The following is a 13,349-nucleotide window of genomic DNA, read 5'->3' on the forward strand; positions in this document are numbered from 1 at the left end:
CGGATTCAACCCGACTGATGTGGCGTCATGTCAATTTTTCCGAAACTTCCTTGAGGAGGTTTTCCACCACGTCAAAACTGGCGGGTTTGGCCAGATGGTGGTCAAACCCTGCTTCGCGTGAAAACTGCCGGTCTGTGTCCTGGCTGTAGCCGGTCAGGGCGATCAACACCATGGCCTCGAGTGAGGCTTCCTGGCGAATGCGCCGGGCGACCCCATAACCGCTCAGGCCGGGCAGGCCGATGTCCAGCAGCACCGCGTCGGGGCGCCAGGCCAGCGCCGCCTCGACCGCGCTCAGGCCATCGTGCACCATGCGGATCTCATAGCCGGAAAATTCAAGCAGCATCCCCAGCGTCTCGGCTGCATCCACGTTGTCGTCGACCACCAGCACACGGCATTGTTTTTTCAGCGTCCCGACCGGCGCCCTCACCAGGGGAACCAGCGGGGGCAGTGGCGCCGCCCAGGCCAGCATGCACGGCAAACGCACGGCAAACTCGCTGCCTTGTCCCTGCACGCTGTGTGCCGTTACCGTCCCGCCGTGCAGTTCCACCAGCCGCTGCACCAGGCACAGGCCAATCCCCAGGCCGCCTTGCGCGCGGTCCAGCGAACGTTCGGCCTGCGTGAACAGGTCGAAAATATGCGGCAGCAGATCGGGCGCAATGCCAATGCCGGTATCCCGGACCCGCAGTACAACGTCAAGGCCGTCCTGCTGGACGATCAACTCGATGCAGCCGCCTTCTTCGGTGTACTTGGCGGCGTTCGTGAGCAGGTTGACCACCACCTGCTCAAGCCGTGCGGCATCGGCATGCAGCCAGACAGGCGGCGCCGGCAGGCGCACGGTGAGGCGGTGCCGGTGCTGGGTGATCAGGGGCTGGGCCGTTTCAACCGCCCGTTCCACGATGTCGCTCACGGCAACCTGCTTGCAGCGAAGCTGGACCCGGCCGGTGGTGATGCGGGAGACTTCCAGCAGGTCATTGACCAGGTGATTGAGTTGCCCCACCTGGCGCTCGATGATGGCGCAAGCCTGCCTTTGCATGGGGGTTTCATTTTTCTGCAGGCGCAGCAGATGCACGGCGCTGGAGATGGGCGCCAGCGGGTTGCGCAGTTCATGGCCGAGCATCGCCAGAAACTCGTCCTTGCGGCGATCCAGTTCCGCCAGCACCTTGACCTGTGCCAGTGTCTGCAGCTCGGCCTGGCGGCGCACCGTGATGTCGCTGTAGATGATGGCCGCCTTGCGGCTTTCAGCACCGCCGACCCGAAAGGCATTCAGCTCGAACACGCGCCCTTCTGCAGCGTGAGTGCGCTCAAACCGCACCGGCATGCCGGTGGTGCAAACGCTGTTGCAAATGGCAATCCATTCCTCGAGCTCGTCGGGCAGCATTTGCCGCAGTGTTTTTCCCAGCACGCTGGCCATGCCCGGCAATGCGGTGAACGCCGGGTTGGCATCGACATAGCGAAAATCGGCAGGTTGGCCGGTGGCAGTCTCGATTTTCTCGATGACGCACAGCCCGTCGTCAATCGAGTTGAATAAAGTGCGGTAGCGCGCTTCGGATTCTTGCAGCTCAAGGGTGGCGATTTTTCGCCGTGTCAGCAGGTCAAAGCGCTCAATGGAATTTTGCAGCGTGCGGGTCATGCTTTCGGCGGAGGTCCAGCCCTTGCCGATGTAGTCCTGTGCACCCGCGCGCAGCAGCCGCGCACCGTCGTCATGGTCTGCACCGTGCCAGCCGGTGACGATGACGACCGGGCAGGGCGGCAGGTCAGCGCCGTTGCACAGTGCCGCCAGCACTTCATCGGCGTCCATGTCGGGCAAATGAAAGTCGAGCAGGATGCAGTCAAAGGGAAGACGGTCCGGCCGCGCCGCCTGCTGGTCGCGCACTGCTTGCAAGCCGGTGCTGCCCAGTTCTGCCTCCGTGAACTCGAAGCGCGCGGCCGAGCCGCGAAGCAGCATTTGCCGAAGGTTGGCACGGTCGTCGGGGCTGTCGTCAATCAGCAGGATGCGGTAGGTGGTGCTCATGGTTTTTTCTGCAGGGGTCCGGTGGGCAGTAGGGCGCAGTCCAGCCAGTAGCTGAAGATGTCCTGCAGGATTTTCAGGTGTGCCGGGTGGCTGACCGGCTTGGTGTGGTAGGCGTTGACATGGTTTGCATAGCAAAAATCAACATCGCGCGGATTGTCCGAGGTGCTCAGCACGACAGTCGGGATGGCGCGCAACTGGCTGCACGCCTTGATCAGTTTTAAAGTGTCGCGGCCATCGTCGCCCGGCGTGTTCAGGTCAAGCAGTACCAGGGCGGGAAGAGCGCTGTGGTTTTGCAGCGACTCTTGCAGCATGTGCAGGCATTCACCGCCGCTGGGCGCGCGGTGCACGAGGTGGGGGATCCCGGTGCGCCGCGCCGCTTCGACGACGGTTTCAAAATCTTCATCGTTGTCTTCGACCACCACGATGGACTGTGCCGCGCTCATGGCAGGGCAGTGCTTGTGGCCGGCAGTGTGAAATAGAACGTGGCGCCGCTGCCGGGTGTCGAGTCCAGCCAGATGATGCCGCCATGCCGGCCCACCACTTTCTTGACCACGCTCAGGCCGGCACCCATGCCGCCGCCGTATTCGTTGCGGCCATGCAGCCGCTTGAACATGCGAAAGATCTGCTCAAAATGCCGCTTTTCGATGCCAATGCCGTCGTCGCGCACAAAATACACCATCTGGTCGCTGCTTTGCGCCGGCGCATCCACGGGCAGTCCGGGCTCGCCAGGCGCCAGATAGCCTATGTCAATGTGCGGGCGCTCCTGGCGCGTGTACTTCAGCGCATTGCTGATCAGGTTGCTGAAGATTTCGCGAACATGCACCTCGTTGCAGCGGGCCATCGGCAGCGGCCTGGCCAGCGTGATGGTGCAGCGGTTATCGGCCGGGCGTACGCCGACCATTTCGAGTGCATCGGCGACCACGCTGTTCAGGTTGACGTCTTCAAAGTCCAGCCGGGTCCGGCCCATGCGCGAAAAATGCAGCAGCGAGTCCAGCAAGCTGTCCATGCGCAGCGTCAGGCGCATCAGGCTTTCTGCCCGCTGCAGGTTCTCGGGGTCAAGCCCCTGGGTGCTTTCAACCATCTGGTGCGCATAGCGGTGGATGCCCCGCAGCGGCTCCTTCAGGTCATGCGAAGCCACGTACGCAAAGGCATCGAGCTCTTCGTTGCTGGTGGTCAGGTCCACGTTGAGTTCGGTCAGCTGCTCGGTCCGCGCCACCACCAGTTCCATCACCAGCAGCCGCAAGCGCAGGGCGGACTCGATCTCCATGACGCTCCAGGGCAGCGCGCGCGCCTGCACCGATTCGACAAACAACTCGAACGAACCGCGTGGCGTCAGGCGTGCGCCGTTCACCCCGGTGGCCACGATCTTGTCGTTCGGGTCGCCGGCCCAGTCGATGGTTTGCGCTGTCTCGGGCCGGAACCACAGGATCAGGTCCTGGCGCAGGCGCGACACCCGCACGGCCAGCACGCCGCTGGCCACGCCGGTGATGTCGGCGCCTGCCGGGTAGTCCTGCAACAGTGAATCGGTCGCATAGACCGGCCGCGCGCCCACATCCAGCTCGGCGCGCTGGTTCAGCCACTGCGCCAGCGCATCGAGTTGCACATCCGTCGGTGTCCTGCCTACGCACCACCACCGGCCCATGTGGAAAAGCGCGGCGCCATCGGCCTGCATGGCATCGAGCAGGGTCGGCTCGCCGTTGAAAAACGCCATCAGGTCGCCGACTTGCGCGGCTTTGGCAATCAACTGCTGGTGAACGGCGTCCACCTTGAGCCGGTAGGCCTGTTGCTCAAGGGCGTCGGTGGATTTCAGCTGGAGCGACACCACCTGGGCAATCAGCTCGCAGGCTGCCCGCATCTGGTGCCCAAAGTACGTCGGCTGGTACTGGTGGCCGACGATCAGGCCCCACAGTTCGCCATCGACCAGGATCGGCATGACCAGCGTCGCGGCCACGCCCATATTGGCCAGGTATTCGGTGTACATCACCGAGGCGCCACGCAGCGCGCAATGCGTCATGTCCAGCGGTTTGCCGGTGTCGGGATTGGCCAGCGGCACCAGTTCCACCAGCGAGCCTGCGGCATCCTGAAGCGGTCGCACCCAGAGTTTCTTAAAAATTTCACGGGCGGGTTGCGGAATATCGGTCGCCGGATAGTGCAGGCCAAGCCAGGCCGGCAGGTCGTCGCGTTTGCTTTCGGCAAATATCTCGCCATGCTGATCGGCATGAAAGCGGTACACCATAACCCGGTCGAGCCCGCCCATGGCGCGCACTTCCGTGGTCACGCGTTCGCAAAACCCGCGCAGGCCGGTGGCTGTCTGCAATCGGCCAACGGCCGACTTGAGCAGGGAAAAATAATCACGTTCAGCCTGGCCCGCCTGCCGTCCGGTGGCCTCGAATTCCAGCAATGCCACGCCGTCCATGGTGTGAATGCAAACGTCAAGTGCTGCCTTGCCCTCACGCGCTTCAAGCGTGAAGGCATAAACCACGTTGCGCTCCAGCAATTCGTTCTGCAGCATGTTTTGCAGATAGTCCTGCCGCTGGGCACCGATGACACGGCTGATGCGCTGGCCGAGCAGCCCCGAAAGCGGTTCCCCGAAAAACTGTTGCGTGTTGTCGCTGCCCTGCAAGATCGTGAGGTCAGCCAGGCGCAGCACGAGCAGGACGCCGTGGGCCTGGATGCAGCCAGGCGTCTTGACGGGTTCGCTCTCGCAGGTGGTCAATGTGGTGCCGTGGCGCAAGATGCTGTAAAGGCCGTTGGCCCAGGGCTGCGAAGCGGAATCTGGCGAAGCGTCGTTCATGGTGTGCCGCCTTTGGGCGTCGGGTAAGAGGGGAACAGCCATTGGTCCAGGGTTTCAAACGTCTGGTTGGCGCTGGCAAGAATATCGTCATGTTGCGCGCTTTCACCTGCGTTCGCCCTGAGCATGGCGCAAAAGGCCTTCCATTGCTCCCCTGTTTGCGCACCATAGCCATCAAAAAACGCGCCGCCGGTCAAGGGCGTCAGTCCCAGGTTGCTGTTCAGGTGCCGGGTAATGATCTGTCCGCCCAGCGTGGCGCCTTCGATCACATAGAGACAACCGAGCAGTTGCCCCTTGCTGGCCAGCGTTGGCAGGTGCTGGCAGCGGGCGAAACTCTGGATGGACTCGGGGGTTTCACCCAATGCGTGCAGGTCTTGCAACAGTCGCGGGGTTTTTTGCCGCCCGGCGTAGTCAAAATTGATGGCAGGCCAATAGGGAAGGGTCTGCAATTGAGCTTCCAGCGGTTCGTAGTAGCCCCAAAACAACTGCAGGAACTGCAGGTAGCGGGCCCGCGACATGTCCGCATCCAGCAGGGGCAGCCTGGATTCGAGCGCTGCATGGCGCGAACTGGTGGCTTCTTTCAAACGTTTCAAAATCATATTCTTGAACCAAACCGCAAGGCTTTGTAGTGTCGTGTACGACATAGCGTAAATACCGTGCCATTTGGTAATGCTTGTAACGCAGTCGGGAGCCGCGTGCTGCTAAAGCTGTGGGTGCGGTGTGCACGCTGGCCATCAGGCGGTGGCGTTGGTTGCAGTTTCGGTGTGTTTGTAAAAGGCACTTGCTGCGGTTGGCAATGCCCTTATTTCTGCTGTCGTCCTGACTGTTGCTAAGCAGAAGGCGGTTTCCTAAGGTGGAATATTGCTATTTATTAAGTAGCAATAAGTGCTTGTTGGACTTGCGCATAAGCATGTTTTTTCTGTTTTTTTTGCTTGGCGGTTACGGCGCGGCATGCGTGCCGCCACGAAACCGATCGGCCGCCTGGCGGATGACTTCGGCCAGCAGGCGCTCCTCGCCCTGGCGTTCGCGCAGCCAGCGGGCGTCGTTGTCGTTGCGCTCGACGCTGCGCCGCAGCAGGTCGATGGACGCGCTGGCGCCCACGCTGGCGGCGTGGCGTTCAATGCGGTCCATGGTTAACAAAATGTGTTCGCGCAGCGGCATGTGGCCACCTGTGGCCGGGTCCACATACACCGCGTCCAGGCCGAAACGGCAGGCCTGGAAACGGTTATAGGTATAGACCAGGTAGTCGTCTTCGGTCGGCATGAAGGTGTCGTCGTTCATGAACCAGCAGCCGAGCGACTGCACATAGCCGGCCAGCGCGGTGGCGCGCTCGATGGTCAGCGGCGTGTCGAAGACACGGATTTCAATGGTGCCGAACTCCGGCTTGGGCCGGATGTCCCAGTAGAAGTCCTTCATGCTTTTCACCACGCCGGTGTGCGCCATCTTGTTGAAGTAGACCGTGAACTCGTCCCAGGTCAGCGCGAACGGCGCGCGTCCCGACAGCGGAAAGGCAAACACCGAGTTAAGCCGCGCAGAGTCAAACGCCGTGTCCTGCCCCTGCACATAGGGGCTGGACGCCGACAGCGCGATGAAGTGCGGAATGTAGCGCGACATGCGGTGCAGCGTCAGCAGCGCGGTGTCGGCGTCGGGGCAGCCGATGTGCACATGCTGGCCGAAGATGGTGAACTGTTTGCTGAGGTAGCCGTAGAGCTCGGACAGCTCGCGAAAGCGTGGCTTGTCGTAGATGCGGCGCTCGTGCCACTGCTGGAACGGGTGGGTGCCGCCGCCGACCACGGCAATGTTGAGCTTGTCGGCGCACTTGACCAGCGCATCGCGAATCTGCGTCAACTCGCCCAGCACCTCGGAGGAGGTGTGGCAAATGCCGGTCGAAACCTCGATCATGCTCGACGTCATCTCGGGCACCACCGCGCCGGGCAGCGGGATTTGGGTCATCAGCCGCAGCATGTCCTCGGCGTAGGGCGCCAGGTCGTAGTCGTGGGTGTTGACCAGCTGCATTTCCAGCTCGACGCCCAGCGACAGGGCGGCTGATTTTTCGAAATGTTCAAGACTCATGGACCGGTCCGGTTGAAACGGCGCGCACCACCGGCGCCCAGGGTTTGGAGCATTCGCCGGCGCGGTACAGCGCCACGGTGGCAAGCACGGCGCCCAGCACTTCCATCAGCAGGATGGCGGGCAGCGCCACCATGGCAACCTGGTCGCCGATCGGTCCCGACGCGGCGACATATTGCGACACCAGCAGCAGCGCCACCGACGACATTGGCGACATGGCGCAACCGACCCACAGGCTTTGCTTCCAGCTGGCGCCGCTGCGGGCATTGCCCAGCGACACGCCGGCCACCTTGGCGAGCATGCGCACCAGCACCAGGCCGATGACCAGGCCGGCAACCGGCCGGCTCCAGTCGGCCTGCGCAGCCACCACCGACACCAGCACGAACATCAGCATGGTCAGCATTGACGAGGCGGTGCCCATCTGCCGGGGCCAGGACCAGGGGCGCGGGTTGAGCTGCTTGAGCAGCATGCCGCCCAGCAACGCCGCCAGCGGCGCCGAGCCGCCAAAGTTGGCCGCCAGCGCGGCGCCGGCGGCAATCATCGCGAGCAGCAGGATGGCGGTGTTCTCGCTGGTCGGGCTCATCACCCGCAGGGCAGCGCGCAGCACCAGCGCCAGCACCGCGCCGACCACCACCGACAGGCCCAGCACCACCAGCACCGGCAGCAGCGTGTTTGACAGGCCGGCTTCGCCGCGCGGCAGCATGCCGGCCCGGGCGCTGCACAGCGTCAGCGCGTACAGGCTGCTGAGCGTTGACAAGGCCAGCGCCCGCTCGGTGACCGGTCCGGCAGCGCGCGTGTCGATGGCCACGCGCGACAGCACTGCCGGCGACGCGGCCATGGCGACCAATGCCAATGATTCGGCCACCACCGCCGGCATGCCAAAGCTGCTGAGCAGCCAGCGCACGCCGAAAAAGGTCAGTGCGGATTCGGCCACGCTTTGGACCAGCAGCATCGGGTTGTGGCGAAACCAGCGCAGCGATATGCGCCCGCCCGCCTCGAACAGCACCACCGCGACGCCGAGCTCGAGCAGGAACAGGCCGGTTCCCTGCAGCGGCCAGGCTGCGCCGGTGAAGCCGGCCAGTCCGGCAAAGGCGCCGACGGCCGAATAGCCGATGACCTTGGGCAGGCCGGTGTAGCGGTTGACGAGCTGGCCGGCAACGGCAGCCAGCGCCAGCAAAATGGACCATTGCACGGTCGGCAGCCCGGCCGAAGGCTTGATCCATTCGGCCCAGATGGTCATGAGTTCATTCATAGGGTGATCTCTCCACACGAGGATGGGGGGCTGAACTGCCCGGGCAGGGCGGGTGCCCTGACAGCAGCCCCAACCTTGAAAAGGCTTCCATCCGGTCAAAACAAACCGGCATGCGCCAAGGGGGGAAAACAACAATGTTTCTTAAATTTACAGTCCTTGTCCGAATCTTCATGTAAGACTAGTAGACAGTCAACCTGATTCGTTAATTAAAGTCTAAATTTTTCTGCTGGGTTACTTTTGCCAGTTTTGTGGGCGATATTCTCCGAAACCACTTGGAGACGGCCATGCCACGAATCACATCGCCTAACAGAATCGAACTCAGCGATGACGAGCAAGAGCATCTTTTCGCCATCATCCACAAGGGCGTCAACAGCGCTCGCGTGATCACCCGCGCGCGTATCTTGACCAAACTTGCCAAAGGCCACTTCAATCAAGATATCTGCCTAGCCTTGGATGTCTCGTTACCTACCGTTTTAAAAATCCGAAAGCGTCTCGCTGAAGGCGGCTTGGAGGCCGCGTTGGGTGAGTTGCCCCGCCCGGGCTCCAAACCCAAGCTTGACGCCAAGCAAGCGGCGATGATTACGGCGATCGCCTGCTCAAAAGCACCCGATGGGCACGACCACTGGACCTTACGCCTGCTGGGCTCGAAAATCGTGGAACTCGGCTTTGCCCAGTCATACAGCCATGAAGGCGTGCGCCAGCTTTTAAAAAAGCGAACTCAAGCCGTGGCAAAAGCAGGAGTGGTGCATCGCAAAAGTCGATGAAGAGTTCGTCGCTTGCATGGAGGACGTCATTGAAATTTACGGACTCCCGCTCCACGAGAAAAATCCAGTGGTGTGTTTCGATGAAAGCCCGTTTCAGCTACTGCGGGAGGTACGCGAGGCGATGCCGGGGGCACCAGGACGGCCCCGGCGCGAGGATTGCGAATACGAGCGCTGCGGCGTGGCAGAAGTGATGATGATCTGCCAGCCAGCGGCTGGGCTGCGCAAATGCCTGGTGATGGAGCATCGCAAAAAGACTGATTTCGCCGCCGTGTGCAAGGAGCTTGACGGGATGTTTCCCAAAGCCCAGAAGATCACGCTGGTCTGCGACAACTTGAACACGCACACCAAGGGTGCGCTCTACACCACATTTGCGCCAGAAGAGGCACGCCGACTGGCCAAGAAAATCGAGATCAGGCACACGCCCAAGCATGGCTCATGGCTCAACATCGCCGAGCTGGAGTTTGCAGTCCTGGGCCGCACGGTCTTCAAGAAGAGGATCTCCGATAAAGAGCAATTGCAACGCGAACTTGATGCGATCTGTGCGCACAGAAATGCTGAGGCCAAACCAATACGCTGGCAATTCAACTTAAGCAAGGCACGCCAAAAAATGGCTTGGGTCTATCCGCACGCAGACAACGAATCAGGTTGACTGTCTACTAGGGCGAAAACGCCTATGTTAACGGGGGATGAAAAATCGCAGGGGATGGCTGCGCCAGCGTGCCCAGATGGCGGAACGGATGCGGGCACGGTCGAGCTTGCTGACGTTGTGCGCCTGCAGCGCCAGCCGGAAGGCAAAGTAAAAACTCACGCCCAGGTTGAGCGCGCCAATCAGCGGAATCGACGCCACGCTCAACCAGAACGCCGCTTGCCGAAAGGCCTCCAGCCCGAGCGATGCGCCAGCTGCGGCCAGCTGCCCGGTGGAGAGCGTGACATGGCGCAATTCGAGTTCAAGACCAAAAAAACCGGTAAAGGCCGGAATCAGGCCAAGCATGAAGCCCAGTGAAATGTTCGAGGCAAAGCCGGATATATGCTCGCGCATGAACACCGACCAGCGGGCGGCGCGCTCGTTGCCCAGCACGGCGGTAAAACGCGGGTTGTGCCGCATCGCCGAGTCCAGGTGGTGCAGCACGAACCAGTTCTCGACCCAGCCGGCAATCATGCTGGCCGAAAACAGCACCACCCCGGTGAAGGCCGCCCACAGCAGCGTCGGGCCGAGCAATGTGAGCGATTCCAGCACATGCCGGGCGCTGTCCGCGCCGATCATCGGGCGGCCGAGCAGCAGTTCGATCGCCGCATTGACCAGCAGCACCGCCGGCACCACCATGAAGACGTTGCCAAACACCGCTGCCACCTGCGAGCGCACCAGGTGCGTGACCTCGTCGACAAAATCTTCCAGCGTCGAGGTGGACTCGTCCGAGTCGATGTTCTTGAGCTTGGCGGCCATGGCCGGCGCGGTCATGGCCGGCTGCTTGGTGGCCAGCGTGAAATGCAGCAGCTGGATCAGGATGAACGAGGCGGCATACATCAGCCCTGCCCAGAAGCCGCTCCAGAACGCCGACAGGCCGACGGCCACGACCATGAATTTCAGCAGCGTCGTCAGCGCGGTGATGGCGCCGCCGCCCATCGCCTTGCCGAGCATTTCCTTGTAGTCGGCGCGGTTGCGCGTGATGTAGTGCTCGCCGGTTTCAGCGCTGCGCTCGGCCATCTTGGCCGACAGCAGGGTTGAATTGGTGCTGATCAGCGCGATGATGCTCTTGCTTTCCTGGGCAATCGTGACCCGGCGCGCCAGCAGCTTGAGCGCGGCCATCGCCGGCTTGGCCGACAGCAGGGCTTCGAGCAGTTCGCGCTGGCGCAGCATGCGGGCGCGCAGCTGGCGCAGGCGGAACACCATGCCCAGGGAAATGCCGTTTTCCTCCAGATGCGCATAAATGCTGTTGACCGCCTGCCGGCAGGCGTCCAACCGCGCGCGGTACTGTTTGACGGCCGCCTGCAGCGCCAGCGCGTCAGGCACGGGCTGGAAAAACGCCGTGCGCAGTTCCTGCACGTCGGCGGGCAGCGCATGAAAGGCGCGTGCGTGCGGGCTGGCCCGGTTCATGCGCAGCCGCAATTCGGGCGCAAAACCGGTGGCGCGGATTTGCGCGGTGCAATACGTCAGCGCGTCCATCAGGCTGTAATGCCAGTCCTGGGTATCGCGCGCCTTGTCGCTTGACAGCAGCGCGCTGAGCTGGTCGACCTGCGACTCTTCGAGGGCGCTCATCCACTGGAAGTCGAAACGCGCGGTGGCCACCAGCGGAAACAGTTCGGAAGCGTCGGTGGTTTCCGGGGTGCCGGGCAGCAGCTTGCGGCGCAGGCGCTCGGCCAGTTCGCTGACAAAGGCGGTGCGCGGCGCAAAGCCGAAATCCGCCAGCAAGGGCGTGATGTCCACCGTGCGAATCAGCGTGGCCCACCAGGCCTGCAGGCGGGACCGCAACGCCGGTTGTCTTTGCACCGCGTCGATGAACGCCTGCACGCGAATTACGGCGGCCTGAACCGAGGTCCGGTCGCCGCGAATCCATTCGAACAATTTGATCAGCCAGACATGCCGGTCCGCCAGTCCGGCGTCCGGGTCCAGCGCCCCCAGCAGACTCGCCAGGTCCTTCATTGCAGAGTTCACTGCCACCCGGTCAATGCAGGACGCGCCCGGAAGAGCCGTTGGCATCGGAAGCTTCCAGTACAAACAGGGAAACCGCCGCTTCGAAGCGCTCGCCGTCCTCGGCCACGCAAAAATAGCTGCCGTGCATGGTGCCGCTGGCCGTGCGCAGGCGCGAGCCGCTGGTGTACTGGAAGGACTCGCCGGGCTTGAGCAGCGGCTGCTGGCCGACCACGCCCAGGCCCTTGACCTCTTCGGTGTGGCCATTGGCGTCGCTGATGATCCAGTGCCGTGAAATCAGCTGGGCGGCGACCTCGCCGGTGTTGGTCACGGTCACGGTGTAGGAAAAGCCGTAGATGGCTTGTTCCGGCGCTGACTGCTCAGGCAGGTAAAGGGGGGCGGCGTCGCAGGAAAATTGGTATTTGGGCATGGCAGGGGCAGCAGGAAAATCGGTTGGCCGTGATGTTAACCGCCCCGGGTTGGCGCGGCCCCGTCGCTGGTCTTGCGACGGGGTACCCTTTTTTTGCATGCTGCGACAATCCTGCGCATGCCCCACACCACGCCCACCTACCGCATTGCCCCGTCCCTCTTGTCCGCCGACTTTGCCCGCCTGGGCGAAGAGCTCAAAGCCGTCATTGCCGGCGGCGCCGACTGGATTCACTTCGACGTGATGGACAACCATTACGTGCCCAACCTGACCTTCGGGCCGATGGTCTGCCAGGCGCTAAAAGCCCATTGCCAACGCGCCGATGGCTCTGCCGTGCCGATTGACGTGCACCTCATGGTCCAGCCGGTTGACAGCCTGGCCGCCGCCTTCGCCGATGCCGGTGCCGACCTGATCAGCTTTCACCCCGAAGCGTCCGGCCATGTGCACCGCAGCGTGCAGGCCATCAAGGCCAAAGGCTGCAAGGCCGGGCTGGTGTTCAACCCGGCCACGCCGCTGGACGTGCTGGACTGGACAATTGACGACATCGACCTGATCCTGATCATGAGCGTCAACCCCGGCTTTGGCGGCCAGAGCTTCATCGACTCGGCATTGCGCAAGATCGAGCAGGCACGCAAACGAATCGACGCCTCGGGCCGTGACATCCGGCTGGAAGTCGATGGCGGCATCAAGATTGACAACATCCGCCGCGTGGCCGATGCCGGCGCCGACACCTTCGTGGCCGGCAGCGCCATCTTTGGCAAGCCTGATTACCAGGCGGTGATCGATGCCATGCGGAGCGCGCTCAAAGGCTGAGTCGGGCGTCCTGGTGTCAGTTTTCACCGTTAAGGGCAACTTCAGGCATTAAAAAGACTGCTGCCGCAATCGCAGATTGCATAAGCAGCTATGAATTAAGTAGCATGAAAGGCTGTCAAAACCCTGCAGGCGCTGGGCCGTAATTTCAGCGCTCAGGCGCGGCCACGGGTCGCCGCGCTGTTTCCAGCCATTCAAACAGGCCCATGCCCGCCAGCATGGCCGCCACGAAAACCAGCGCCTTGGCCTCGCCCATGCCGAGCGCGACCAGCGCCGGCCCCGGACAAAAGCCCGCAATGCCCCAGCCGATGCCGAACAGCACGCTGCCCATGACCAGCCGGCGGTCGATCTGGCGCGCCGTGGGCAGTTTCAGGGTGGCGCCCAGCAGCGACGCGCTGCGCCGGCGGGCAATGGCAAACGCCACGGCGCTGACGGCGACCGCACCGCCCATCACCAGCGCCAGCGACGGGTCCCAGCGCCCGAAGAGGTCAAGGAAGCCCAGCACCTTGGCCGGATTGGCCATGCCGGACACCATCAGGCCGATGCCAAACACCAGGCCGGAGAGCAGGGAAGTGAATGCAAGCATGGGGTCTCC

Annotated in this window: 12 protein-coding genes; 3 read left to right on the top strand and 9 right to left on the bottom strand. The window is 62.7% G+C overall.

Features of this window, described 5'->3' with window-relative positions; translation table 11 throughout:
* Nucleotides 1-25: 25 nt before the first annotated feature.
* The 6 genes from H4V98_RS04535 to H4V98_RS04560 all read right to left on the bottom strand — a co-directional run bounded on the left by H4V98_RS04535 (nt 26) and on the right by H4V98_RS04560 (nt 8,124).
* Nucleotides 26-2,011 carry a response regulator gene (locus H4V98_RS04535; RefSeq protein WP_196864944.1) on the bottom strand — a complete coding sequence of 662 codons (1,986 nt, stop codon included), beginning with the start codon at nt 2,009-2,011 and terminating at the stop codon, nt 26-28.
* The gene (locus tag H4V98_RS04540; protein ID WP_196864943.1) at nt 2,008-2,454 is read right to left on the bottom strand and encodes a response regulator; all 447 of its coding nucleotides are present in this window, start codon (nt 2,452-2,454) and stop codon (nt 2,008-2,010) included. Before H4V98_RS04540 ends, H4V98_RS04535 begins: the two co-directional genes overlap by 4 nt.
* Nucleotides 2,451-4,805, bottom strand: a complete 2,355-nt coding sequence (locus tag H4V98_RS04545) for an ATP-binding protein (RefSeq protein ID WP_280757299.1) — start codon at nt 4,803-4,805, stop codon at nt 2,451-2,453. The genes H4V98_RS04540 and H4V98_RS04545 overlap by 4 nt, the downstream gene beginning before the upstream one ends.
* Complete coding sequence (locus H4V98_RS04550; RefSeq protein ID WP_280757300.1) at nt 4,802-5,395, bottom strand: biliverdin-producing heme oxygenase; 594 nt, start codon at nt 5,393-5,395, stop codon at nt 4,802-4,804. Before H4V98_RS04550 ends, H4V98_RS04545 begins: the two co-directional genes overlap by 4 nt.
* 346 nt (nt 5,396-5,741) lie before the next feature.
* On the bottom strand, nt 5,742-6,875 hold the full coding sequence (locus H4V98_RS04555) for a YbdK family carboxylate-amine ligase (RefSeq protein WP_196864940.1): 1,134 nt from the start codon (nt 6,873-6,875) through the stop codon (nt 5,742-5,744).
* Nucleotides 6,865-8,124: a cation:proton antiporter gene (locus H4V98_RS04560; protein ID WP_280757301.1), complete on the bottom strand. Its 1,260-nt coding sequence runs from the start codon at nt 8,122-8,124 to the stop codon at nt 6,865-6,867. Before H4V98_RS04560 ends, H4V98_RS04555 begins: the two co-directional genes overlap by 11 nt.
* A gap of 284 nt (nt 8,125-8,408) precedes the next feature.
* On the opposite strand from H4V98_RS04560, the gene H4V98_RS04565 reads away from it, so the two are divergent.
* Nucleotides 8,409-8,888, top strand: a complete 480-nt coding sequence (locus tag H4V98_RS04565) for a helix-turn-helix domain-containing protein (RefSeq protein ID WP_196865144.1) — start codon at nt 8,409-8,411, stop codon at nt 8,886-8,888.
* Nucleotides 8,872-9,537, top strand: a complete 666-nt coding sequence (locus tag H4V98_RS04570) for an IS630 family transposase (RefSeq protein WP_196865145.1) — start codon at nt 8,872-8,874, stop codon at nt 9,535-9,537. The genes H4V98_RS04565 and H4V98_RS04570 overlap by 17 nt, the downstream gene beginning before the upstream one ends.
* A 27-nt stretch (nt 9,538-9,564) precedes the next feature.
* Here H4V98_RS04570 and H4V98_RS04575 read toward each other — a convergent pair whose 3' ends face one another.
* Both H4V98_RS04575 and apaG read right to left on the bottom strand, forming a co-directional pair.
* On the bottom strand, nt 9,565-11,529 hold the full coding sequence (locus H4V98_RS04575; RefSeq protein ID WP_280757840.1) for a site-specific recombinase: 1,965 nt from the start codon (nt 11,527-11,529) through the stop codon (nt 9,565-9,567).
* A gap of 22 nt (nt 11,530-11,551) precedes the next feature.
* Nucleotides 11,552-11,947 carry a Co2+/Mg2+ efflux protein ApaG gene (apaG, locus tag H4V98_RS04580; RefSeq protein ID WP_196864938.1) on the bottom strand — a complete coding sequence of 132 codons (396 nt, stop codon included), beginning with the start codon at nt 11,945-11,947 and terminating at the stop codon, nt 11,552-11,554.
* 117 nt (nt 11,948-12,064) lie between these two features.
* Between apaG and rpe the strand changes: the two genes are divergently transcribed.
* On the top strand, nt 12,065-12,757 hold the full coding sequence (gene rpe / locus H4V98_RS04585) for a ribulose-phosphate 3-epimerase (RefSeq protein WP_196864937.1): 693 nt from the start codon (nt 12,065-12,067) through the stop codon (nt 12,755-12,757).
* Nucleotides 12,758-12,902: 145 nt separating this feature from the next.
* Here rpe and H4V98_RS04590 read toward each other — a convergent pair whose 3' ends face one another.
* On the bottom strand, nt 12,903-13,340 hold the full coding sequence (locus H4V98_RS04590) for a DUF6691 family protein (RefSeq protein ID WP_196864936.1): 438 nt from the start codon (nt 13,338-13,340) through the stop codon (nt 12,903-12,905).
* Between the last annotated feature and the right edge of the window lie 9 nt (nt 13,341-13,349).

Source organism: Polaromonas sp. CG_23.6 (assembly GCF_029892315.1).
GTDB lineage: Bacteria > Pseudomonadota > Gammaproteobacteria > Burkholderiales > Burkholderiaceae_C > Polaromonas.